The 22,823-nt window shown below is 39.9% G+C and carries 17 protein-coding genes and 1 pseudogene; 11 read left to right on the plus strand and 7 right to left on the minus strand.

Translation table 11 applies throughout. The features are described from left to right. The first annotated feature begins 294 nt into the window (after positions 1–294). A complete protein-coding gene (locus NDN11_RS00930) occupies positions 295–945 on the plus strand; it encodes a response regulator (protein ID WP_004657203.1) in 651 nt (216 codons plus the stop codon). 119 nt (positions 946–1,064) lie between these two features. Here NDN11_RS00930 and omp33-36 read toward each other — a convergent pair whose 3' ends face one another. Continuing rightward, on the minus strand, positions 1,065–1,934 hold the full coding sequence (omp33-36, locus tag NDN11_RS00935) for a porin Omp33-36 (protein ID WP_251111460.1): 870 nt from the start codon (positions 1,932–1,934) through the stop codon (positions 1,065–1,067). 730 nt (positions 1,935–2,664) lie between these two features. Between omp33-36 and blaOXA the strand changes: the two genes are divergently transcribed. Continuing rightward, a complete protein-coding gene (gene blaOXA, locus NDN11_RS00940) occupies positions 2,665–3,498 on the plus strand; it encodes an OXA-286 family carbapenem-hydrolyzing class D beta-lactamase (RefSeq protein ID WP_251110518.1) in 834 nt (277 codons plus the stop codon). 881 nt (positions 3,499–4,379) lie between these two features. After that, positions 4,380–6,101 carry a GGDEF domain-containing protein gene (locus NDN11_RS00945; RefSeq protein WP_167248536.1) on the plus strand — a complete coding sequence of 574 codons (1,722 nt, stop codon included), beginning with the start codon at positions 4,380–4,382 and terminating at the stop codon, positions 6,099–6,101. 120 nt (positions 6,102–6,221) lie between these two features. Here the strand turns inward: NDN11_RS00945 and uvrA are convergent, their stop codons facing one another. After that, positions 6,222–9,053, minus strand: a complete 2,832-nt coding sequence (gene uvrA / locus NDN11_RS00950) for an excinuclease ABC subunit UvrA (protein ID WP_167248537.1) — start codon at positions 9,051–9,053, stop codon at positions 6,222–6,224. 244 nt (positions 9,054–9,297) lie between these two features. Between uvrA and NDN11_RS00955 the strand changes: the two genes are divergently transcribed. The 4 genes from NDN11_RS00955 to NDN11_RS00970 all read left to right on the plus strand — a co-directional run bounded on the left by NDN11_RS00955 (position 9,298) and on the right by NDN11_RS00970 (position 12,345). Beyond that, positions 9,298–9,900 carry a TetR/AcrR family transcriptional regulator gene (locus NDN11_RS00955; RefSeq protein ID WP_167248802.1) on the plus strand — a complete coding sequence of 201 codons (603 nt, stop codon included), beginning with the start codon at positions 9,298–9,300 and terminating at the stop codon, positions 9,898–9,900. 3 nt (positions 9,901–9,903) lie between these two features. Further along, positions 9,904–10,887 (plus strand): zinc-binding dehydrogenase, encoded by a 984-nt coding sequence (locus tag NDN11_RS00960; protein WP_251110519.1) that lies wholly within the window; start codon positions 9,904–9,906, stop codon positions 10,885–10,887. 63 nt (positions 10,888–10,950) lie between these two features. Next, on the plus strand, positions 10,951–11,304 hold the full coding sequence (locus NDN11_RS00965; RefSeq protein WP_004803688.1) for a DUF1304 domain-containing protein: 354 nt from the start codon (positions 10,951–10,953) through the stop codon (positions 11,302–11,304). A 306-nt stretch (positions 11,305–11,610) separates the two neighbouring features. Next, complete coding sequence (locus NDN11_RS00970) at positions 11,611–12,345, plus strand: hypothetical protein (protein WP_251110520.1); 735 nt, start codon at positions 11,611–11,613, stop codon at positions 12,343–12,345. A gap of 76 nt (positions 12,346–12,421) precedes the next feature. Here the strand turns inward: NDN11_RS00970 and tenA are convergent, their stop codons facing one another. After that, a complete protein-coding gene (tenA, locus tag NDN11_RS00975) occupies positions 12,422–13,090 on the minus strand; it encodes a thiaminase II (RefSeq protein WP_251110521.1) in 669 nt (222 codons plus the stop codon). 171 nt (positions 13,091–13,261) lie between these two features. Here tenA and NDN11_RS00980 point away from each other — a divergent pair, with 171 nt between their 5' ends. The 3 genes from NDN11_RS00980 to ssb all read left to right on the plus strand — a co-directional run bounded on the left by NDN11_RS00980 (position 13,262) and on the right by ssb (position 16,509). After that, entirely contained in the window at positions 13,262–14,344 is a 1,083-nt protein-coding gene (locus tag NDN11_RS00980) for a DUF475 domain-containing protein (protein WP_005209435.1), read from the plus strand. 158 nt (positions 14,345–14,502) lie between these two features. After that, positions 14,503–15,864 (plus strand): MFS transporter, encoded by a 1,362-nt coding sequence (locus NDN11_RS00985; protein ID WP_167248542.1) that lies wholly within the window; start codon positions 14,503–14,505, stop codon positions 15,862–15,864. Between the two features lie 51 nt (positions 15,865–15,915). Then, the gene (gene ssb / locus NDN11_RS00990) at positions 15,916–16,509 is read left to right on the plus strand and encodes a single-stranded DNA-binding protein (RefSeq protein ID WP_251110522.1); all 594 of its coding nucleotides are present in this window, start codon (positions 15,916–15,918) and stop codon (positions 16,507–16,509) included. A gap of 541 nt (positions 16,510–17,050) precedes the next feature. On the opposite strand, the gene NDN11_RS00995 is transcribed toward ssb, so the two are convergent. The 4 genes and pseudogenes from NDN11_RS00995 to ycaC all read right to left on the minus strand — a co-directional run bounded on the left by NDN11_RS00995 (position 17,051) and on the right by ycaC (position 21,327). Continuing rightward, entirely contained in the window at positions 17,051–18,700 is a 1,650-nt protein-coding gene (locus NDN11_RS00995; RefSeq protein ID WP_251110523.1) for an LGFP repeat-containing protein, read from the minus strand. A gap of 259 nt (positions 18,701–18,959) precedes the next feature. Further along, positions 18,960–19,417 (minus strand): annotated as a pseudogene (locus tag NDN11_RS01000) (transposase); the annotation flags it as partial. Between the two features lie 42 nt (positions 19,418–19,459). Then, positions 19,460–20,386 carry a LysR substrate-binding domain-containing protein gene (locus NDN11_RS01005; RefSeq protein WP_251110524.1) on the minus strand — a complete coding sequence of 309 codons (927 nt, stop codon included), beginning with the start codon at positions 20,384–20,386 and terminating at the stop codon, positions 19,460–19,462. A 314-nt stretch (positions 20,387–20,700) separates the two neighbouring features. Next, positions 20,701–21,327 (minus strand): isochorismate family cysteine hydrolase YcaC, encoded by a 627-nt coding sequence (gene ycaC / locus NDN11_RS01010; protein ID WP_251110525.1) that lies wholly within the window; start codon positions 21,325–21,327, stop codon positions 20,701–20,703. Between the two features lie 285 nt (positions 21,328–21,612). On the opposite strand from ycaC, the gene NDN11_RS01015 reads away from it, so the two are divergent. Beyond that, entirely contained in the window at positions 21,613–22,479 is an 867-nt protein-coding gene (locus NDN11_RS01015; protein WP_251110526.1) for a pirin family protein, read from the plus strand. Positions 22,480–22,823: the final 344 nt, after the last annotated feature.

Genomic DNA, 22,823 nt, shown 5'->3' on the forward strand with positions numbered 1-22,823 from the left:
CAAGCTGTAAAATAAGGAAATGCTGCAAGCTTATCTTTTTTAAAGATATGTCGATAAATCACAATAAATATCAAATTTTAGGTTGTTAATTTTCTGTTTCTATTCAATATTTTTTAATCTGTTTGATGCAAAGATGGTTTTAATCAAGTTATATCAATATTTGATTTATTTTGCGGGAAAAGGAAATAAATCATGTCTTGTGCTTGACCTAGCCTTGAATTGAAAATAGGCTTAAGCGGATTGAATTTAAATAAACATCGTACAGTGACGTACTTGCAGATAGCTTAAGCGCTTATGAATATTTTAATTGTAGACGACCATCCTTTATTTAGACATGCTTTGATTCAAGCGGTTCGTTATAGTTTGCCTCAGGCGCAGATCCAAGAGACTGCAGATGTAGATGAATTCTATGCACGTTTAGAGCATGGTGCAGAGCCTGATCTAGTCTTACTGGATTTAAATCTTCCTGGTGCATCGGGTTTCTCCGCCTTGGTGTATGTCCGTGCACAATATCCCGCGATCCCGATTATTGTGGTTTCGGCACATGAAGAAGTTTCGATTATTCAGCGTGCGATTGCGCATGGTGCAATGGGCTATATTCCGAAATCTTCCCATCCAAGTCATATTGGGGAAGCCATTAAGCATGTTTTAGAAGGTGAGATTTGGTTACCACCAAACTTACCCACCCATGCGGGCTTTGATCCTCGTGCGGCAGATGAAACTGCTTTAGCTGAACGCTTACAATCACTCACGCCACAGCAGTTCCGTGTATTGATGATGGTAGCGGAAGGTTTATTGAATAAACAAATTGCTTATGAACTAGAAGTCTCTGAGGCCACGATCAAAGCGCATGTCACGGCAATTTTCCGCAAGTTGGGCGTACAAAATCGTACCCAAGCGGTATTGGCAATTAGTGCTTTAAATATTGAAGATAAAAAGATGTAAGAGATTGAATGACAAATTCGATTTTTAATTTTATTGAAGATCAGAAAACAAAAAACCAGTTCATAGGAACTGGTTTTTTGTTATGAATGAGATGTTCTATGTAGAACCCAAATTCAATATTAGAAACGGAACTTCGCGTTTAAGCCGATAGTTTGCGTATCTAAGTCAGCATTAACTGCATTTGCGTTAACGTAGCTAGCACCTACAGCAACAGCTGGAGTGATGAAGTAATTTACGTTTGCGCCCCAAGCTGAATCAGGAGTGTTAGCATAGCTAGATTCAGCGTAAGAAGCACCAACGCTTAATTTTGGAGTTAAATAAAGGTCAGTTTTTAATTCGTAAGCAGTGTCATCACCGTAAACAAGACCAGCTTCGAAGCCTACAGCCATGTTTGTACCATCGATGTTACCTACGTATTTAGTACGTGCAGTTACTGCATCCTGATCTTCACCGATAGTTTTTGCTTCAACTACAGATTTTGCAATACCGCGTGCAAGAACACTGTTTGCATCTAAAGCAAATTGATCAGCAATGTTAGTATAACCAACAGCAACTAAGAAGTTAGGAGTAAGCATAGTACCGACTTCTAATGCGAAACGGTCACCGTTGTCTTTTTTGCCATCAGTTTTAGTTTGAGAATGGCTATAAGAAGCGCTTGTGTATACTGGTAGGTAAGGTGTTGGAAGGTAAGCTTCACCTTTAGCACCAATAGATTCATTCTTTTTAGTGATGGTTTCGTCACCACTTTCTTTAGCGAAGCTATAAGCAACAGATACATTAGATGCTTGGTTTAAGAATGCAGCTTCAGCTAAAGGACCTTTAGAAGAATCTACATTTTTAAAGTAGTAAGTACCTTGAGCAGCACCAGTAAAATCTTTGTCATTCTGTTTAGTATCTAAAAATTCAGATTGACCTTGAACTTCTACTTGGTATGCGTGAGCACCGGTCATGGCTAAAACTAAAGCAGTGGCTAAACCGAGTTTTTTCATAATGATTTCCAGCTTTAAAACAATAAAGAGTAAAGTTGGAGCCATTGTATTGTAACAAAGTATGAAGTCAATGTAATAAATTTGGGCTTCCGATAAACGAACAAATGCTGAACAGACTGTGTGTGAAAAGTGAGCGATTGGAAAAAATATTGTCAACCTTTTATAAAATATATATCTAACAAATAGATATGTTTATTTTTTAACGAGATAAGGGGGCTTGTAGCGATCACATCAATAAATATTTTAATTGGTTTGTTCGATCGTTTTGATCGTTTTTTTCGTTTATTGAGTTCTTATTTCTGTCATAAATCCGCGTTCAAAAGTGTGAGTTAAAATAATATTCCGTAATTTTTCTGCGATAGACTTTGCAAAATTATGATATTCATTCTCAGTTAATATAAACTAAAAATCATGTAAAAATTGCATCTTTAATGAGCAATTAGCAAAATCGATTGTAACGATAAACCCGATCTATTTAATCAACTTTACTTTTTGAGAGCTAATTCACATAATACAAAGCAAGGGATATCTAATTTGCATTTAAATATCTCATAACATTTTCTTTGACGTATTTTGATGTTTTTACATCACTGTTTTACTAGCTCGGCTTTCCCCAAGGTCGAGCTTTTTTTTATCTTTTTTCTCAGTTTTAGATCAAATAACACTACAGAAGACATGTAATAAAAGCCTTATAGTGGCTGTTTATTCTACTTTTCCACCTTTTATGCTCATGTCGAAAAAACTAAAAATGCTCACTTTATCTATTTCAATGATGCTGGGCTTACCCTTGATGGCTTGTCAGAATTTTAGTCAACAAAAGCAGCAAACCACGACACAAAAAAGTGAACAGCAGCAGATCGCGAGCCTATTCCAAAATGCTCAAACCAGTGGTGTTTTGGTGATATATGATGGAAAGAAAATTCAAAAATATGGCAATGATGTACATCGTGCAGATCAGCGCTATATCCCAGCTTCGACCTTTAAAATACTCAATGCATTAATTGGCATACAACATCATAAAACTATGCCAAATGAAGTCTTTAAATGGGATGGACAGAAACGCGCATTCAGTAGTTGGGAAAAAGACCTCACATTAGCTGAGGCGATGCAGGCATCGGCTGTACCTGTTTATCAAGAACTGGCACGACGTATTGGTCTCGAGCTGATGACTCGTGAAGTGAAGCGAGTGGGCTATGGTAATAAAAATATAGGAACTCAAGTCGATAACTTCTGGTTAGTAGGTCCACTAAAAATTACTCCTGTAGAAGAAGTACGCTTTGCCTATGCATTGGCAAAGCAAAAGCTACCATTTGATCAGTCAACTCAGCAACAAGTGAAAGACATGTTATTGGTGGATGAAGTTCATGGAACCAAGCTCTATGCTAAAAGTGGTTGGGGAATGGATGTTAGTCCGCAAGTGGGGTGGTGGACAGGTTGGGTTGAACAGCCGAATGGCAAGATCACCGCATTTTCACTGAATATGCAAATGAGCCAACCTCAACATGCCGATGCACGTAAAGCGATTGTGTATCAAGCTTTACAACAATTGGGAATACTAAGTTAATAACTGAGTATAAAAAAGGCCCAGCTTTAGGGAAAGCTGGGCTGAGAAAGGATGTTTAACTTGGGGGAGAAAACATCCTAGAGGGTTACTGGTTTAAATTCTGCAATCTGTCTATGCTTGAATTATGTTCTCTGGAGCGTAATTTGTGAAATTGATAATTTTTATTCTTAGGATAGGGTTATTCGATTAATAGCTAGATGGAATATTCAAAAAAAACTTTATCTGAAAAGTAGATGATATTGATTTTAATGGAAAAGGTATGTTTTAACGACTTCCTCATGCTAATTCATATTTTCATATGAATCATTAGCTCGACTTGTATCTATATCTGAGGAATCAGGATAATGAATGTCTCAGATGAATGTTTCTTAGTTTATTTATCAATGATGAGTCGAGATGATTAAACTAAATGATAAGGTTGAAAAATATAAAGAAAAATAAACTAACGAAGAGTGCTTAGCTTGTTAAAAATTATGAATCAAAACGTAGGGAATGAATCGAATTATATATGGAGGCAACCGATTTGAAAGATATTTGTTATTCATAAATCGTATAAGGATAATATTATTATGAATATTAGTTCTAAGGTGATTGAAACTAAATCTATTCAAAAAATATCTTAATTTCAGTTTTTTACAGGGGTTGTTGTTTTTTAAAAATCTATATTATTCAGTGTATTACATAGAAATATGAGTATTTTTAAATAAAAATCATTCTCGATAAATGTATTAAATGATGAATTCTCCGTCCCATAATGACAATAAAGATTAATGTAACCAAAAACTTAGTTAATGCATGGTCGTGCTATTTGGAATTCGGGTAAAATTAAGTTCTGTTTAAAAATCAATTGAGATCATTTTTGAAAAGTACAAGGTGCCTGAATGGAGCGTGAATTAAAAAGCTCGAAATTACGTTCTGAGCAGATTAGCCGTCGCCTCTTTTTCTGTATGATAGTCATTATCTTTTCGATTTTTTATCTCTCCATCCCTTTAATTATTAATAGTTATCAAGAATATATAAAATCAGAGCAAACACTTACTGAAATTACCTGTCTTCGTACATTAGTCAAAACAGCCAATAAAATCTCCAGAGAACGGGCACCTTCCAATAAAGTAATGTCGAGTCAACCAGATGTGTTATTGGAAAATCAAAAAGAATTATTCGAGTATCGAAAGATTGTTGATGCAGAAATTGATAACACCATTGAAGTTTTAAAACAAAACGGTTTTAGGCTGATTGCTTATGAATTGGAAACAGATTTAAAAGTTAAACTGGCTGCAGCACGGGCCATTGTTGATGCATATGCCAGCACACCACATGCTGAGCGAACGTCGAAGCAATATGATCATGCGATTTTATCAATGTTTAGTGTTTGGGATGAAAGCCGAGAGTTCTTAACTTGGTTATTGGTTCGTTCTAATAGTAAGAACAGCAAGATGTCGAACTACTTTACCTCGATTCTGGTGCTCACAGATATGCGTGATCAGGCGGGTAGAGTCGCATCTAATGTTATGGCACCTGTGACATTTGGTGAAAAAATATCAGATGAAAATCGGGCACGATCATTACAGACACAGCATCAAGCGATCTATCTTTGGGAGTTAATTGATACGATTCAACCTGAACAGTCGAAGACGCTCGAATATGTAGATTTATATCGTCGTGTTAAAACAGAATTTTTAGATAAAGGATTACCTATCATTGCGCGCCTATTAGATGAAAGTAAAAATAATAAAGCGTATTTCCTGTCTGGGACACAATTGACAGAACGAATGGTGGGGAAATTTACTCCAGTAATGGATTTGCAAAACTATATTCTGGATTACAGCATTCGGGTTGCAGTGAATGAAAATAAATTCGCAAAGCGACAGTTTATTTTTACTTTACTTATTTCCAGCCTATCTTTACTGATTGCAATTTTCACCATGATTTATGCCAAGCGTAAGGTGTTCAGTCCCCTGATTCATGCCCGAGATATGATTTTACGTTTATCGGGAACTTCGGATGAATTTCCTTCTGGTAAAAATAATAAAGAAGAGTTTATCTCGCTGTTTGAAGCAATTGATAAATTAAAGGGAATGTTAAAGCAGCGTGACACCATGGAGTTGCAACTCAAGCAGATTGCAAATTCTGATGCGTTAACAGGAGTAGCAAACCGTTTAGCTCTAGATGAATATGTTCAGGTTCTTGAGTCAAAGCCCGAGGGACTGGCTCAGACTTGTGTGATTGCGATTGATATTGATAATTTTAAGTTTGTAAATGATAAGTATGGACATATTGTCGGTGATCAGGTGATTACCATGATTGCTGATCAGCTTAAGAATAATGTTCGTGCATCTGATTTGATTGTGCGTTATGGCGGTGATGAGTTCTTGGTGGTGATTGAGAATATTCAGATGACCGCTGCAAAAGTGGTGGCTGAGAGTATTCGTTCGGCAATTTTAAAAGAAAAAATCGTTATTCCGAATGCCATTGAACCGATTCAGGTTTCAGTCAGCATTGGTGTTGCGATTGGGGCGAATAGCTGGTTAGAGTTGTTAGAAAAAGCGGATCAGTCATTGTTAAAAGCGAAGGTGAAAGGGAAGAATATTGTAGAGACTTAAAGCTTGTGCGGAAGGTGCGATGCTTATTTTTCTTCAGGTATCTTTGATCATTGAATCAAAAACAGGATTAAGTTTCTGTACTTAATCCTGCTAGAAAACTTTAATCTTTTATGCGGAGTATCATTTCAACAAAGGTTTTAAGAACTTCGCTGTATGTGAAATTTTAGATTTCACCACTTGCTCAGGTGTTCCTTCGGCAATGATTTGACCACCACCCGAACCACCTTCAGGACCTAGATCAATCACCCAATCGGCAGTCTTGATCACATCCAGATTATGCTCAATCACCACGATGGTATTACCCTTATTGCGTAGCTCGTACAAAATGTCGAGTAACTTGGCAATATCATGGAAATGCAGACCTGTAGTCGGTTCATCCAAGATATATAAGGTTCGACCTGTATCGCGTTTTGCCAACTCACGTGCCAGTTTTACTCGTTGCGCTTCACCACCTGAAAGGGTGGTTGCTGCTTGTCCTAAACGGATATAGCCAAGCCCGACTTGGGTCAAAGTATCTAAACGACGATGAATCACAGGAATAGCACTAAAGAACTCAGCGGCATCTTCAACCGTCATTTCCAATACATCAGAAATGTTTTTGCCTTTATAACCGACTTCTAAGGTTTCGCGGTTATAACGCTTGCCATGACAGGCATCGCATGGCACATACATATCAGGTAGGAAGTGCATCGCGACCTTGATCATGCCATCGCCTTCACAGGCTTCACAACGTCCACCTTTCACGTTAAACGAGAAACGGCCAGCACTATAACCACGCGCTTTGGCTTCAGGTGTTTGCGCAAACAATTCACGAATCGGTGTGAATAAACCTGTATAAGTTGCAGGGTTTGAACGTGGTGTACGGCCAATAGGACTTTGGTCAATATCAACCACTTTATCCAAATGCTGTAAGCCATCGATTGAATCAAACTTTTCCGCAGTCAGCGTGGTTGCACCATTTAGTTGAGTCGCAGCTAAAGGCAATAAGGTACGGTTAATCAGTGTTGATTTACCTGAACCTGAAACCCCTGTCACACAGGTCATAATGCCCAATGGAATAGTCAAATCCACATTCTGTAAGTTATGTCCGCTTGCACCAGACAATTTGATGACTTCATCTGGACGTGGCGATTGAGTACGCTGTTTCGGTACTTCAATCTTCAATTTACCTGACAGATATTGACCTGTGAGTGAGTCAGGATGATTGGCTAACTCATCATAAGTACCTTCAGCAATCACGGCACCGCCATGAATCCCAGCGCCTGGTCCGATATCAATAATATGGTCAGCAGCACGAATTGCATCTTCATCATGCTCAACTACCAGTACAGTATTGCCCAGATCACGTAAACGAATCAGGGTTTGCAATAGGCGATCATTATCACGTTGATGTAGACCGATTGATGGCTCATCCAGTACATACATCACGCCCATCAAGCCTGCACCGATTTGTGACGCCAGACGGATACGTTGTGCTTCACCCCCTGAAAGGGTTTCTGCGGAACGTGCCAAGCTGAGATAGTTCAGGCCAACGCTGACCAAGAAATGTAAACGTTCACGAATCTCTTTAAAGATTTTATCAGCGATTTCACCTTTAGCGCCTTCAAGATTCAGGTCTTGATAATAATTTTCCGCATCACCAATCGACATTTTAGTGATTTGGGCAATGGTCTTGTCTTTAACTCGCACATGACGAGAAATCTCATTCAGACGCGAACCACCACAAGCATCACAAGCTGCGTTAGACAGGTATTGGGCTAAATCATCACGTACATAATTGGATTCAGTCTCGCGGTAGCGACGTTCTAAATGCGGCAAAATCCCTTCAAAAGCTTGCACGCGGCTGTGTTTACGACCACGTTCATCAATATAACTCAGATCGATTTTCTCTTTGCCTGAGCCTTGTAAGAATTTTTTCTGGGTGTCTTTATCTAGTGTGTTCCACGGTTGATCGAGATCAATACTGAAATGATCAGCCACTTTTTGCAGCATGGTGTAGTAATACGGGCGCTGTCTGTCCCAACCACGAATTGCACCTTGGCTGATTGAAACTTCAGGATTTGGAATCAGTTTATCAGCACTGAAATGGCTGCGTGTCCCCAAGCCATCGCAGACAGGGCAGGCACCGAAGGGATTATTGAATGAGAATAGACGTGGTTCAAGTTCAGCTACGGCACGGTCACATTCAGGGCATGAGTGTTTTGCTGAAAAGACACGTTCAGGATGCTCACCGTTCATCCAAGATAATACTGCGATATCACCGCCTAAACGTAATGCGGTCTCAAATGATTCTGCGATACGGTTACCGAGATCGTCACGTACTTTAAAGCGATCGACCACCACTTCAATGGTGTGTTTTTTCTTTTTGTCCAGTTCAGGTGGGGTATCGATATCAATGATTTCACCATCGACACGGGCACGCACAAAACCTTGGCCTTGGAGTTGTTCAAACAACTGGGTGTATTCACCTTTACGCTCACGCACCACAGGTGCAAGCAACATCAGCGCTGTACCTTCTTCAAGCCCTTTTACCGCATCAACCATCTCTGAAATGGTTTGTGCCACCATCGGCAGATCATGTTCAGGGCAGTAAGGTGTACCCACGCGCGCGTAGAGCAAACGCAAATAGTCGTAAATTTCAGTAATGGTACCGACAGTTGAACGTGGGTTATGGCTGGTGGACTTTTGCTCAATTGCAATTGCAGGGGATAGACCTTCAATCGAATCGACTTCTGGTTTTTCCATTTGTGAAAGGAATTGACGTGCATAAGCCGAAAGCGATTCGACATAACGACGTTGACCTTCGGCATACAAGGTATCAAAAGCCAATGATGATTTACCTGAGCCAGAAAGTCCCGTAATCACCACAAACTTGTCACGTGGAATATCGAGTGACACATTTTTTAAATTATGGGTACGTGCGCCTCGAATACGGATATGACTTTGACTCATAAATACATCTCAATAAGCTGAATATGAAAACGTGTATATGATAGCGATTTAAAATCGTTCAAGTGGTATAAAAATAATTAAAACGACAAATTGTGACGGTTAATGAACTGGTTCACATTTATCTCACGCCAAGCGCCTAGTATTTTTAGCATTCAATGCCTCAGATTACCATGTAAAAATTGATCACTTATTAAAATACATAATTAACTAGACGACTGGTCTAATATTGATTTATAGTATGGCTATGAAACGATCAAATAAAAGTGAAGCCACTCGACAACATATTCTTGATACCAGCTTTGAGCTGGTATTGCGTAAAGGTTTTGTCGGTGTTGGCTTACAAGAGATTCTCAAGGCCTGTGATGTCCCGAAAGGGTCGTTCTACCATTATTTTGCTTCTAAAGAGGCATTTGGTTGTGCCTTACTGGAACAGTATATGGCGGATTATAAAATCCGTGTCGAGCAACTCTGGCAGCAGACTGAACAGAATGCTTATGCGCGGTTGATGGCGTTATGGCAGGCGTGGATCGATGATCCTGTTCATGGTAGCTGGGCCGAGAACTGTCTCATTGTGAAATTAGCAGCAGAGGTTTCAGATTTATCGGAAGACATGCGCCAAATTCTCAACCTTGGTGTGCATCGGTTGACACAACGCGTGTCTTTGTTATTGCAAGAAGGGCAACAACAAGGCTCGATTCCTGCCCATCTTGACCCATTAAAAACGGCCCAAGTGATGTATCAACTGTGGCTGGGTGCCGCCTTGATGACCAAACTGGCCCAAGACAAAGCACCGCTACATTTAGCTTTAGAAACCACTCAACAGCTGCTCCAACCGATTAAGGAATAAAACATGCAAAGTATTATCCATCACAGTTTTGGTGAACCCGTCGATGTGTTGCAGTTGGGTGAGATGCCGCAGCCTGAGCCGAAAGTAGGTGAAGTTCGTATCAAGATGATTATGTCTCCAATCCATAATCATGATGTTTGGACCGTACGTGGTAGCTATGGTTATAAGCCAAGCTTGCCTGCGATTGGTGGTAGCGAAGCGGTGGGTATTGTCGATGCAGTGGGTGAAGGGGTTGATGCAAGTAAATTAGGGCAGCGCGTTGCGGTCGCCGGGGTACATGGTAGTTGGGCAGAATACTTCATCGCGCCAGCAGCAAGTATCATTCCGTTAAATGATGCGATTGATGATCAGACAGCAGCACAACTAATTGGGATGCCGATCAGCGCTTTGATGTTACTCGATTTTGTAAATGTACAAGCTGGTCAATGGCTGATTCAAAATACGGCAAATGGCGCGGTAGGGAAAACGGTTGCCATGATTGCCCAAGCGCGTGGTCTACAAGTGATTAATTTGGTTCGGCGTAGTGATGCGATTGCGGAAATGCAGGCATTGGGGATTCAGCATGTGGTTGCGACAGATCAGCCAGACTGGAAACAACAGGTAAAAGCCATACATGCGGATCAGCCACTAATTGCTGGGGTGGATTCAATTGGCGGCAGTGCTAGCGGCGAAATGTTGAATCTACTCAGTGAAAATAGTCTATTGGTTTCGTTTGGTAGTATGACTGGTGAGACTATGCAGATCTCATCGGGGGATCTGATTTTTAAACAAGCCACGGTTAAAGGTTTCTGGGCCAGTGTGGTCAATAAGGAAATGCCAGTAGAGCGTAAAAAGGCTTTGTTTGTGGAATTACTAACACTTGCGACGCAGAAAAAACTGATTCTACCTGTTGAAGGGGTTTTTAGTTTCGATCAGATCGAAGCGGCTGCATTGAAAGCAACTCAAGGTGTACGTCAAGGTAAAGTATTGTTAACACCATCACTGTAAAATACTGGGTCAGTTTTGTGACTGATCCAATCAATTTCAAACACAATAAAAAGGAAAAATCGCATGTTGGGACAAGTACTGATCGGGTTAATTGCAGTATTGCATGTTTATATTTTGGTGCTGGAAATGTTTTTATGGGACAAACCCTATGGGTTAAAGGCCTTTGGCAATAGTCTGGAAAAAGCACAACTGACCAAAGTGTTGGCACAAAATCAGGGGCTGTATAATGGTTTTCTTGCCGCAGGCCTATTCTGGTCATTACTCGCACCTGCAACATATGCCATTGCGATTGCCAATTTCTTTTTGGGCTGTGTATTGATTGCAGGGATTTACGGTGGACTCACTGCGAGTAAAAAGATTATCTATATTCAGGCTGTACCTGCATTGATTGCTTTAATTGTGGTGAATGTTTTTTAAGCGAGCAATAAAAGTAGGCATTTAATCTGATTTATGCTTTAATGCGCTCAGTTTGAGATGAGCCTCATACAGTATATCGGACGATACGATATACGACTAAGCCCCTATATGGGGCTTTTTTATGTCTCAAGGAAAACCTACTGTGCTGCCTATATCTTGATAAAGAGCAAGACTGGGAATTATGGATAAAGGAGTGCCACAAGTTGCCATTTTTGGTCATCATGTGTGAATAAAATCAAAAAACATCTTCTGAAATTTAAAATAAATAGATTAAAATTAATAAGATAAAGAAAATGAGCAATAATAATGTTAAGAAAAATCGTGTTATTCGGATGTGGATTGTTTTTTTGTCTTGGGGTGGCAGCACAAGAGACAAAAATTCTTGGATTTGATCAGGTTTTTAATTTAAATCATGATGAGCTTTATGAAGTAGAGCTGCAAAAGCTAAATCCAAGCTCTCAATTGTGGACTGCTTTTTATTTAATTGGTGTTCCAAAATCTGCAGCAATGAATACAAAAGCTGATTTTGTGATCAGTGGTGAGGGTGTCATTAATAAAGATCATCCGGCGAATCCAACAGAAGTTGTCAGTTTAGTCGCCAATAATTTACCAGCACGGCAAAACTATTCTTTTAAAGAGTTTGATGATTTGGTTGAAGAAATCGAAGATCAAACGGGAAAGCAAGTACAAGACCCAGTATTGGGTGACGCGAGTAATGTCCGTGTTTATGGTCAAGTTATTGATTGGATTCCTGAATATAATTTACAAAAGCCCGCTAAAATTAGCTTTGGTATAGCAAACCCCCAAGATTTTGAAATCAAGGCCGCTTATTTGTTGATAGGGGAAGGGGAAAAAACACCACAAATAATAGCACTGAATATTCATCAAAAAATGGATGCTGAACAAGTGCAGAATTCTTTCCAAGATAAAAGTCGTAGTCATGAATTAAGTTTTGCCCGTTTCGAGGCTAAATTTCTTATTTTTTTAGTGATTATCGCGGCAACCATTTTTCTCAATTGGGGTAAATGGCGCAGGAATTAAATATTTCAATCAGTTTTATATGTGATGTAAAAGGAGGGCCTTCCCCTCCTTTTACAAGCGAGTGGATCAGGATTATTTAATCCAAACCTAACCATTGGCGTTGCTGATAAGCACTATCCCAGAATAACCATTCCAGTTTTGCGCCCATGGTATAAGCCGCATGCATTTTGGCTAAAGTATCTTCATCACAACGTGCAGCGACTTTATCAACCGTCGCAATCACGTTACGAACTGCGGTATTGAACTCTTCACCTGCATAGGTATCGATCCATGCTTGGTAAGGATTGTTGGCAACGGACTGACTGACGATATCTTTACCCACTTCGGCATAAATCCAGAAACATGGCAATAATGCTGCCAGAATGACAGGATAGCTTTCAGACCAAGCTGTGGCTGTCAGAAAAGAGGTGTAATGATGACAGGCAAGCGTGAGCGGTGTGCTTTCAAACTCAGTTTTGCTGATCTCAAATTCCTGCATAAAGTCACTGTGTAAACTGCGTTCCACAATAATGGCGATTTTAGCCGCCTCAGAAAATTGAATCACATCGTCAGCTTCATAAGCTTTTGCCGCAGCCACAGCAAGGGCGCGACCATAAGCCAATAAGTAATGTGCATCTTGAATCACATAATGACAAAAGGCTTCACGGTCTAATGAACCTGCTGCAAGTTCTTGATTAAACGGGAGTGCTAATATTTTTTGATATAAATTTTGATTACGTTGCCAAACATCTTGAGAAAACGTCATGGATTGAACCTATTAAAGCAAGCCGAAAAGAAATCTGTCAGCACTATAACAGAGTCTTACGGTGATAATTTTTTCTTCAAAATAAGTGCAACAATCTTTTGTCTATTTCAGCTAAAACTCGCCTACAATAGACGCATTTTATAACCCTACGATTTGAATAAAAGGTTGCTCATGAAGCATTTCCGTTTCTCAATATTTTTTACGGTAGTGTGCTTAGCACTATCTGCCTACTGGGGCTATACGCATGGTCCTGAAGCAGGCGTAGCAACCATGCTTAAAGCATTGACGATTACAGCAATTTTAGCAGTGATGGAAGTCTCTTTATCATTTGATAATGCGGTTGTAAATGCGTCGGTACTCCGTGGTTGGGATCATTTCTGGAAGATGATCTTCTTAACGGTTGGTATCTTAATTGCCGTATTTGGTATGCGTTTAATCTTCCCTGTTGTGATTGTCGCAGTAACTGCTGATATGGGCATGATTGAAGTGGCTAAATTGGCGCTGAATGATCCAAAAACCTATTCAGAGCGGTTAATGGCACATCATGCTGAAATTGCAGCATTTGGTGGTACCTTCTTATTATTGGTATTCCTGAACTTCTTCTTTGATGATGGTAAAGAAACCCATTGGTTTAAGTGGTTAGAAGCGAAACTGGCGCACTTGGCTAGCGTGCCTGCAATGTCGGTTTTCCTTGCATTAATTGCGATGATTATCATGGCTGCAAACGTGGAAGAATCGGCACGTTTGGCGGTGACCATGGCGGGTATCTGGGGCATCGTGGTGTATATCGGTGTACAAGTGCTGAGTCATTTATTGGGTGGTGAACCTGAGATTGATGAGAATGGCAATGCAGTGACTCATGACTCGAATGGTGCAGCTACAGGTGTGGTGAAAGCTGGTTTTGGTGGTTTCCTTTATCTTGAAGTACTTGATGCATCGTTCAGTTTTGACGGTGTGATTGGTGCCTTTGCAATTACCAGTGATGTGGTCATTATCATGCTAGGTTTGGCAATTGGTGCGATCTTCGTTCGTTCGATGACCATTTATTTGGTTGAGAAAGGCACTTTGGATGCCTATATCTTCTTGGAACATGGTGCGCATTATGCGATAGGTGCCTTAGCATTCATCATGATTGCCAGCGGTACTGGTTTACATGTACCTGAAATTGTGACGGGTCTGATCGGTGTGGCCTTTATTGTTTGGGCGGTGATTGCCTCGATCCAATATAGCAAGCGCGAACAACAAGCCTCTTAAGCTTGTTTTCAGCTTGGTCAGCTATTGTAAATAAAGGAGCGAACATCGCTCCTTTATTTTTTTCTCTGAAGAAAGATTGTGTTTTTCATAATCTACTTACAACCTTTGTAGGCGAATGGCTTATAATTCGCTGAGCCAGTTATAGTGTCTTATCAACAATGAATGCTTTAGAACGCCGTTCAACCTTTGCCTTAAGTAGCATTTTTGCCTTACGCATGTTGGGCTTGTTCATGATTATTCCTGTGTTTTCAGTCGCAGGGCAATCCTATCAATACGCCACGCCAGCCTTAATTGGTCTAGCGGTTGGGGTATATGGCTTAACCCAAGCAATTTTACAGATTCCATTTAGTTTATTGGCCGACCGGTTTAGTCGTAAGCCTTTGGTGGTTTTGGGTTTATTGTTATTTGCAATTGGCGGTGCAATCGCAGGTTTATCCGACACAATTTATGGCGTGATTATTGGTCGTGCGATTGCTGGTGCTGGTGCGGTTTCTGCGGTAGTAATGGCATTGCTGGCAGATGTCACGCGTGAAGAACAACGGACCAAAGCCATGGCCGTAATGGGCATGAGTATTGGCTTATCTTTTGTGGTGGCATTTAGTCTAGGGCCATGGCTCACCAGTTTAGTCGGCATTTCAGGCTTATTTTTTGTGACAACGATTATGGGCTTGGCTGCGATTGCAATGCTATTGCTTGTACCTAAAGTCACGCGACACCATCGAAATTATAAGCAAGGTTATTTGAATCAGCTCAAGCAAGTTATTCAAATGGGCGAGTTGAATCGTCTGCATGTCTCTGTCTTTGCACTGCATTTATTGCTCACTGCGATGTTCATTTATGTGCCTTCACAGCTGATCGAATATGCACAAATTCCTTTAGCAAAACATGGCTTAGTCTATTTGCCTTTGTTAGTTATTAGTCTGTTCTTTGCTTTTCCAAGCATTATCATCGCGGAAAAATATCGTAAAATGCGCGGTATTTTTCTCACTGCAATTGCAGGGATTATCAGTGGTTTATTGATCCTGATTTTTGGCTATGAATCGAAATATGTTTTATTGGCTGGATTAGGCTTGTTCTTTATTGCTTTTAACGTGATGGAAGCATTATTGCCATCTTGGTTATCAAAAGCAGCTCCGATTCAATCGAAAGCCACAGCAATGGGTGTCAATGCAAGTAGCCAGTTTTTGGGTGCCTTCTTTGGCGGAACCTTGGGCGGGCAGCTTTTGATGTTACAGAATACTGCGCTCGGGTGGAGTGTGCTGACGGGGATTGCTATAATATGGCTGCTGATTAGTTTTGGTCTGGCCCAGCCGAAATATTTATCTTCGATTGTGTTACCTTTACCTCAGGCGATACAAACAGATGAATGGACTTCAAAATTGTTGGCGATTCGTGGTATTGAAGAAGTCGTGGTGATGCCAGAACAGCAAGTTGCATATATTAAAGTCGATAAACAGAGCATTGATGATGCCGGGCGACAAGATTTAACGCACTTGATTGGCAAAGAGGTAGCCATTTAATCATAACTCTTATAAAGTAAAACGTAGAAATATATAGGATGAAGACAGCTAATGCGTGGTGTGAATAAAGTTATTTTAGTAGGTACTTTAGGTAAAGATCCGGAAACAAAAACTTTTCCAAATGGTGGATCATTGACTCAATTCTCGATTGCGACAAGTGAATCGTGGATGGACAAAAGTACAGGTGAACGTAAAGAGCAAACAGAATGGCACCGTATCGTGTTACATAACCGTTTAGGTGAGATTGCACAGCAATATCTGCGTAAAGGTTCAAAAGTGTATATCGAAGGTTCATTGCGTACCCGCCAATGGACAGACCAAAATGGTCAAGAGCGTTACAGCACGGAAATTCGTGGTGACCAAATGCAAATGCTCGATAGCCGTCAACAAGGCGAGCAGAGCGGTGGTGACTTTAATCAACCTCGTTTTAACAACAATAATAACCAAGGTGGCAGTTACCAAAATACCGGTTATAACAATAACAACAATCAAAGTGGTTATGGTCAAGGCGGTGGTTTTAATGGTGGCAACCAGCAAGGTAATTATGCAGGTAGTCCACAAGCAGGCAACGGTTTTAATACACCAAAAGCAGCGCCGCAACCTGCTGCTGCACCTGCTGACTTAGATGATGATTTACCGTTCTAGTACACCCTAGAGACATAGTTTGTTAAATTTATAAAATTAATTTTAATAAACAATATGTTATGAAAAAGTTTACAGCAATTATAAGTAATTCTGTAAACTTTTTTTCTGCTCAAATAAACATATTTGATACCTAGAGTGAATCACTTTACTCAATACGGCATTTTCTAAACTATGGTTACTGCATAAATATTATTTCAACTCTGCAGCGGAGTGGAAGTAGCTGCCTAGGGAGATGCGTGCCCCTGAAAAGAGGGATACGTTGATGGCTTTCAGAAATAGCTATAGAAATACACAGCATCGCACTATAGAGCTGCAATCACTCAACACATAGATGACGATTTGAACCATATAAGCGACAACAAAGCGAACTAGTACAATACAGCATCTGGCCAAAACAGAGCAGTTAAGATTGACAGACGCTGTACAGGCAGCTAACAGCCAAGCGGGAGAACAGGCCATAAAATGAATTGAGACAAGGGCATCCGCAGCCATTCAGGGTTTAGGAAGAATGAAATGAACACACTACTGCTATGCAATGGTGTCATCTACATGTTACGTTTGGGATTTTTTCTCCAAAAATAAGTTCTATCTGTCCATTTTCGAAATTAGAAATATAACTATTTTTAAGAACTATTTCATCAGAGGTTGGTAAACCTAAACAACTGGAATCTGCACCAATATTTTTATAGCTGTTGAAAATGATTCCCTTAACAAGATATGCACCTGTATTCTGGCCCCAAAAAATAGCTTTGTCAGGGCCAAAATATTGTACTCGACCACGTTTTGAGGTTGAGGCTAATTCTCTAGATGAAGGTGTGCCGAACATTCTATCTGCGCCTAAGGATAGCCATTTTTGACAGATAGCACCATATATATCGTATGTAGGACGACCATTTATAAAAAATTGATGGTTACACTCCCCAGGAGGAAATTGAAAAGCATTAGTTAACCATTGATAAGGTGTATTACCATGTTGAATGGATGGAACTGCTACAAAGCCTTCTGTATAGCCATTCCAAGTATTGAAGACAATCCCTTTGATTTTGTTGTTTCTTAATTGATTCATCCAATTACGCCAATTATCATATATGCCGTCATGATTATCTCCCCAATAAGCAGTTCCTTTTTCCTTCCAGACTATCCGACCATCAAAGCCATTAGAAATATCTAGAAAAATGGGTAATCCAGTTTTTGCCCAATCTGATATATATTTATTTTTCCAGTCAAAAATATTCTCTACAGCATATTTAGTGCGATTAGATGGCGAAGTTATTAATATATTGTTATTGATTGCTTCTTGATTTGGAGAGCTCCATTTTATGGATGGGCTTCCGTATACTTCGGAAATAAATCCTTGTATAGCAATGATGGATGAGGAGCCCTTTAAGTTGTTGCTATCATCTAAGTTTAAAGGATCAAGTGAAAATGGTTGATTGCCAATAGCATCTAAAGTAAAACCAACTTTAATTCCATGTTTGATATATATTTCTTCGGCCACTAGGTCAAAAGATTGGATGAATTTTTTACTATATTCTTTTCTGCTTAGGCCTTGGGTATTGTTTGAGGCTACGTGAAGAAGCTGTATTATATAACGTGAGTTTCCATCTTTATCATACAGTTTAAGCCACTTATTCATATCGGCTTCAAAAAAGTTTTTTAATATTCCGACATAATTTACTAATTTAGGAGCTATGAGGGTTGGGTTAGAGGCTGTTGGGTTAAAGTCTTGTGAAAATGACCATTGATTTGCTCTTTCTGCCAGCCATTTAGGGTCATATCCACTCTCTATTGCAGGCATCAATAGTAAAGGCTTACTTTTGGCTGCTTCTACTACATCCTTAAAGCTATCTTCCTTTACTTTCATAGGAGACCAATAGACCATTTTCCCCCAATAGCTTACGATGAGTGTGTTTGCATTCGTGGCAACAATTTGATCTAAGATCCAACTGCGGGTATTCGCATCACTATCCCAGAGTAAGTGCCTTTGGTCTAAAGGGTTTATAGTGTAGTATTTTAAATTGTCTTGCTTACCGTTACCAGGAAAGAAAAAGACGCCTTTAATCGGTTGGTTATTGAATGCAGTGGATGCGATTAATCCTCTTTTATCCGCTGCATATAAGTTTGAATATCCAGAACTTAAAATTATTAGAATAATAATTTGAAAGAACTTATTCCAAAGTTTACTAGTCATTTTTCACTCATAATATTGTGTACGGGGAAATATTGATTTTATCCCCGAGGTTGGCACACTTTGATTTAATAAATTCGACTAATTTGTAAATGATAAATATTTACTCTGTGTCAGTTTATCCTACCGTGCTTTATTATGTTCGTCTAGTCAGCTTTAATGTCTGTTTATCTGCTCTTTAGTGCTTATTATGATTAGGTGTAATCATATTAAGGAGTAATTTCTCCAATGATTTTTTATAATTATAATGTGCTCTGTTGCACAAATATTTAACCGCCCTAAGCAGCTCATTTCTTTGTGGTAAATGAATCCTTGTATTCTTCCAAGACTTCACATTCTTTCTCGGCGGAATGACAGCATTTGCATGGCCATCTGAGATCATCTATCGACAGTGTTTTGTATCATAAGCTCCATCCGTATAGACGAAATCAATTTCTTGATCTTTTGTCTTCTACAAATCGTCATGTAGTCTGGAGTAGTCCAATTCAAACTACATCGATTAATTAGACCTTGTACGAAGTCCGTGAGCATACGTAGAGACAAACAAAAGAGAGATTTGATCATTAAAAAGCGTTGAATAGCTGTATCAGAATAAATTTAGTTTTGTCCTTGTTTAGCTTTGGGTAGTGCATACCATTGAATAGCAGGATCAAGCCAAGTAGTGATGTTTCCTCGATCGATTAAGGTTCAATTATACAAAGGCCAATTACTTGGATTGATGGTGAAAAAACAGCAGAACTCAGTTTTATACTAAAAAGTGCACTATAAAGAATAGCCACTGTCAGTTTTTGCCAATTCTCGCAGGCCTTCCATCAGGGTTTCGATCAGCTTTTCCACCACCAAGCGTTGACCTTTACGCGAGGCATAGACCAACTGAACTGTACCCCGATTGGATTTCCATTCCGGCAGTATATGAATCAGTTTGCCTTTCTGAATATCAGCTTGAACGGTCAGATAAGGCAGATCCGCAATGCCCAAACCATCATTGACCGCATAATAGACCCCAGCCAAATCATTACTTTTCACTCGTGGCTGATAAGGTACATCGACGCTTTCATCACTATCAACGTGACATAAGTGCCAGTAGTACTGATGCTTTTGAATGCCCAAGGCCACACTCGGATAGTGCTGTAAGTCTGAGTAATGATTAATGCTTTTACCTTGCAGTAATTCGGGTGCAGCGACCAGACAATGCTCGGTTCGAATCACATCGCGGACGATTAAACTCGAATCCTGATTGGGTTCAAAACTGGTTCGGATCGCAATATCAATATCATCGTGAAGTACATCGACACGACGGCTGGTCAATTCTAAAGAAATTTCAACTTTGGGATAGGCTTTTAAAAACTGATTGAGTAATTTTCGAATCTGGAAATGCATCATCAAAGGTGGGCAACTGATTTTGACCGTACCTTGCGGTTCATTTTTTTGCTTGAGTAAAACATTCTCGGCACACTCAACTTGTGCAATCACTTTGCAGCATTCTTCATAAAATTCTTGGCCTAAATCCGTGACTTTAAAATGGCGGGTAGTGCGTTGAATCAGGCTGACATTAAATTTATGCTCAAGTTCAATGATACGACGGCTGAGCTTGGATTTGCTGATGTTCTCAGCTTCGCTGGCTGCGCTAAATCCGCCGTGTTTCACCACCAAATAGAAATAATGGAAGTCATCAAATGAGTTGATCAAGGCAAAGCGAATCCGATAAATACGACAAGATTAGAATAGCATTAACTAGGGGCCGTTGACATTTCACCTTACGAGCTATAGCTCTCATTGCGACAGAAAATGTCTCTGTCTTTGAGCTTCGCCTTGCGCTGCAATCAAAGCAGTGCTTTGCTCTTGCTCAGGGTTATAGCTAAAACTTCCCTAAACTGCGTTATGAAACTTGGTAAGGGGATGACCATTACCTGTATTTCATGCCTTGTTTATGTCGTTTTAGCTGATAACGCAAGACATGGCTGAAATGTCAACAGACCCTCTACTAATCTTGATATTACGGTTTATTTTTCTGAGGTATTGGTGGAATAACTGGTCATCAAGTTGCGATAATCAGGAATATGATTCGAGAATAAAGCGCCTAAGCCTTCGATGTCATTGCGCCAATCACGGTGCAGTTCGCAGACCATTCCAAACCATGTCATGAGTTGTGCGCCTGCTTGTGACATACGATCCCATGCTGCATCACGAGTTAAGGCGTTGAATGTTCCTGAAGCATCAGTAATGACGAATACATCAAAGTCTTCCGCCAATGCAGACAAGGCTGGGAATGCGACACAGACTTCCGTTACCACACCCGCAATAATCAGTTGTTTTTTACCAGTTGCTTTGACTGCTTTAACAAAGTCTTCATTGTCCCAAGCATTAATTTGACCTGGACGAGCGATATATGGCGCATCAGGGAATAGCGCTTTAAGTTCAGGGACCAGTGGACCATTTGGGCCATTTTCAAAGCTGGTGGTGAGAATTGTTGGTAAGTTGAAGTATTTTGCGGCATCAGCCAATGCCAAGACATTGTTTTTAAATTTATCTGGATCAATATCCCGAACCAATGAAAGTAGGCCCGCTTGGTGGTCGACCAAAAGTACGGCTGCGTTGTCTTTGTCTAGGCGAATATAGTCTTTAGCCATTGTTGTATCCTCATGTTTTTGTAAAAAGAACACGGAAAAGAAAGTGAATTTCCGTACTGCTTGAAATTATGCTAGTTAAATTTTTAAGTCAGATGAAGCGCAAAAAATGAGATAAACAATATCAAAAATGGGATGATTGATAAGGTTTAAGCGCTGATTCACTTTTTAATTTTAAATTGTCCTATTTGTAGAATAATGTGTTGCCAATCTGAGGCTATAAGCCCAGCTGCTCGAAGCGTAAAATAGAGACCAAGAACAGAACTTCTACGCTATAGGAGAAACCAAATGAAAAAAATTCTTGGTGTGTATCAAAACAAACACATGCACTGGGTGGGTGATGGTTTCCCAGTCTATAACTTGTTTTCTTACGACCGTTTAGGCCAAAGCCTCAGTCCATTCCTGTTATTGGACTATGCGGCACCGTATCGTTTTGATCCAACCACAGCGCAGCATGGCGTAGGTTCACATCCTCATCGTGGCTTTGAGACGGTCACCATTGCCTATAAAGGTGAAGTGACGCATAAAGACTCAAGTGGTGGTGGTGGAACGATTAAAGCAGGCGATGTGCAATGGATGACTGCAGGTGGTGGTATCTTGCATCAAGAGTTCCATTCTCCTGAATTTGCTCATCAAGGTGGTTTGTTTGAAATGGTGCAGTTGTGGGTCAATTTGCCAGCGCATTCCAAAATGACGCCAGCAAAATATCAAGCCATTGAAGCCGATCAAATTCAGCACATTAAATTGGATGATGCGGGTAGTGAGATGCGAGTGATTGCAGGTCAATACCAAGATACTGCTGGTGCTGCGACGACGTTTAGCCCAGTCAATGTCTGGGATGGTACGATTGTACAAGGTCAAGAACATACCTTTTATGCAACTGAAGGTCATACTGCATTATTGGTATTGCTTTCAGGACAGGTGATCTTAAATGAAAGCCAAAGCATAGAGGCACCGAGTTTGGTGGTGCTGAGCCGTGAAGAAATTGACTTTAGTATCAAGGCAGAACAAGACAGTAAATTCTTGATTTTGACTGGTCAGCCACTGAATGAACCGATTGAAGGTTATGGACCTTTTGTCATGAATAGCAAAGCAGAAATCGTTGAAGCAGTTCGTGATTTCAATAGTGGTAAATTTGGCTCGATGGAAGCTTAATTATAAATTAAATCAGTTGCTTATATAAGAAAGCCTATCACTCCGTTAGAGTGATAGGCTTTCGCTGTAAGGGTCCTCTATTGATTTTTTTAATATTATGTCACTTATAATTATTCAGCTTGTTATGTGACTTTGTTCTCGTTGTTGTTTAATAAACATACCACCGATTTTAGAGCTTGCAAAGCGTATAAGCTGCTGAAAATGAAAAAATATAGAATGTTCTGTATATTTTTGTGTCCTAAAATATAATAAGTTTAATTTTTTCATCATGTTAAGATGAAAATGCAATTTGTGATAAAATGTAACAAGAATCCAACAACGATATTACGACAAAAGTCTGGCAG

The sequence above is a fragment of the Acinetobacter sp. C26M genome, from assembly GCF_023702675.1.
In the GTDB taxonomy this organism is placed as follows: domain Bacteria; phylum Pseudomonadota; class Gammaproteobacteria; order Pseudomonadales; family Moraxellaceae; genus Acinetobacter.

Bases quoted from the DNA above. Each gene is read 5' to 3' on its own strand.
- NDN11_RS00995 (WP_251110523.1), bottom strand. From the start codon at position 18,700: ATGACTAGTAAACTTTGGAATAAGTTCTTTCAAATTATTATTCTAATA.
- NDN11_RS00965 (WP_004803688.1), top strand. From the start codon at position 10,951: ATGTTGGGACAAGTACTGATCGGGTTAATTGCAGTATTGCATGTTTAT.
- uvrA (WP_167248537.1), bottom strand. From the start codon at position 9,053: ATGAGTCAAAGTCATATCCGTATTCGAGGCGCACGTACCCATAATTTA.
- NDN11_RS00960 (WP_251110519.1), top strand. From the start codon at position 9,904: ATGCAAAGTATTATCCATCACAGTTTTGGTGAACCCGTCGATGTGTTG.
- blaOXA (WP_251110518.1), top strand. From the start codon at position 2,665: ATGTCGAAAAAACTAAAAATGCTCACTTTATCTATTTCAATGATGCTG.
- NDN11_RS00955 (WP_167248802.1), top strand. From the start codon at position 9,298: ATGAAACGATCAAATAAAAGTGAAGCCACTCGACAACATATTCTTGAT.
- NDN11_RS00945 (WP_167248536.1), top strand. From the start codon at position 4,380: ATGGAGCGTGAATTAAAAAGCTCGAAATTACGTTCTGAGCAGATTAGC.
- NDN11_RS00930 (WP_004657203.1), top strand. From the start codon at position 295: ATGAATATTTTAATTGTAGACGACCATCCTTTATTTAGACATGCTTTG.
- omp33-36 (WP_251111460.1), bottom strand. From the start codon at position 1,934: ATGAAAAAACTCGGTTTAGCCACTGCTTTAGTTTTAGCCATGACCGGT.
- NDN11_RS00970 (WP_251110520.1), top strand. From the start codon at position 11,611: ATGTTAAGAAAAATCGTGTTATTCGGATGTGGATTGTTTTTTTGTCTT.
- NDN11_RS00985 (WP_167248542.1), top strand. From the start codon at position 14,503: ATGAATGCTTTAGAACGCCGTTCAACCTTTGCCTTAAGTAGCATTTTT.
- NDN11_RS01015 (WP_251110526.1), top strand. From the start codon at position 21,613: ATGAAAAAAATTCTTGGTGTGTATCAAAACAAACACATGCACTGGGTG.
- NDN11_RS00980 (WP_005209435.1), top strand. From the start codon at position 13,262: ATGAAGCATTTCCGTTTCTCAATATTTTTTACGGTAGTGTGCTTAGCA.
- ycaC (WP_251110525.1), bottom strand. From the start codon at position 21,327: ATGGCTAAAGACTATATTCGCCTAGACAAAGACAACGCAGCCGTACTT.
- tenA (WP_251110521.1), bottom strand. From the start codon at position 13,090: ATGACGTTTTCTCAAGATGTTTGGCAACGTAATCAAAATTTATATCAA.
- ssb (WP_251110522.1), top strand. From the start codon at position 15,916: ATGCGTGGTGTGAATAAAGTTATTTTAGTAGGTACTTTAGGTAAAGAT.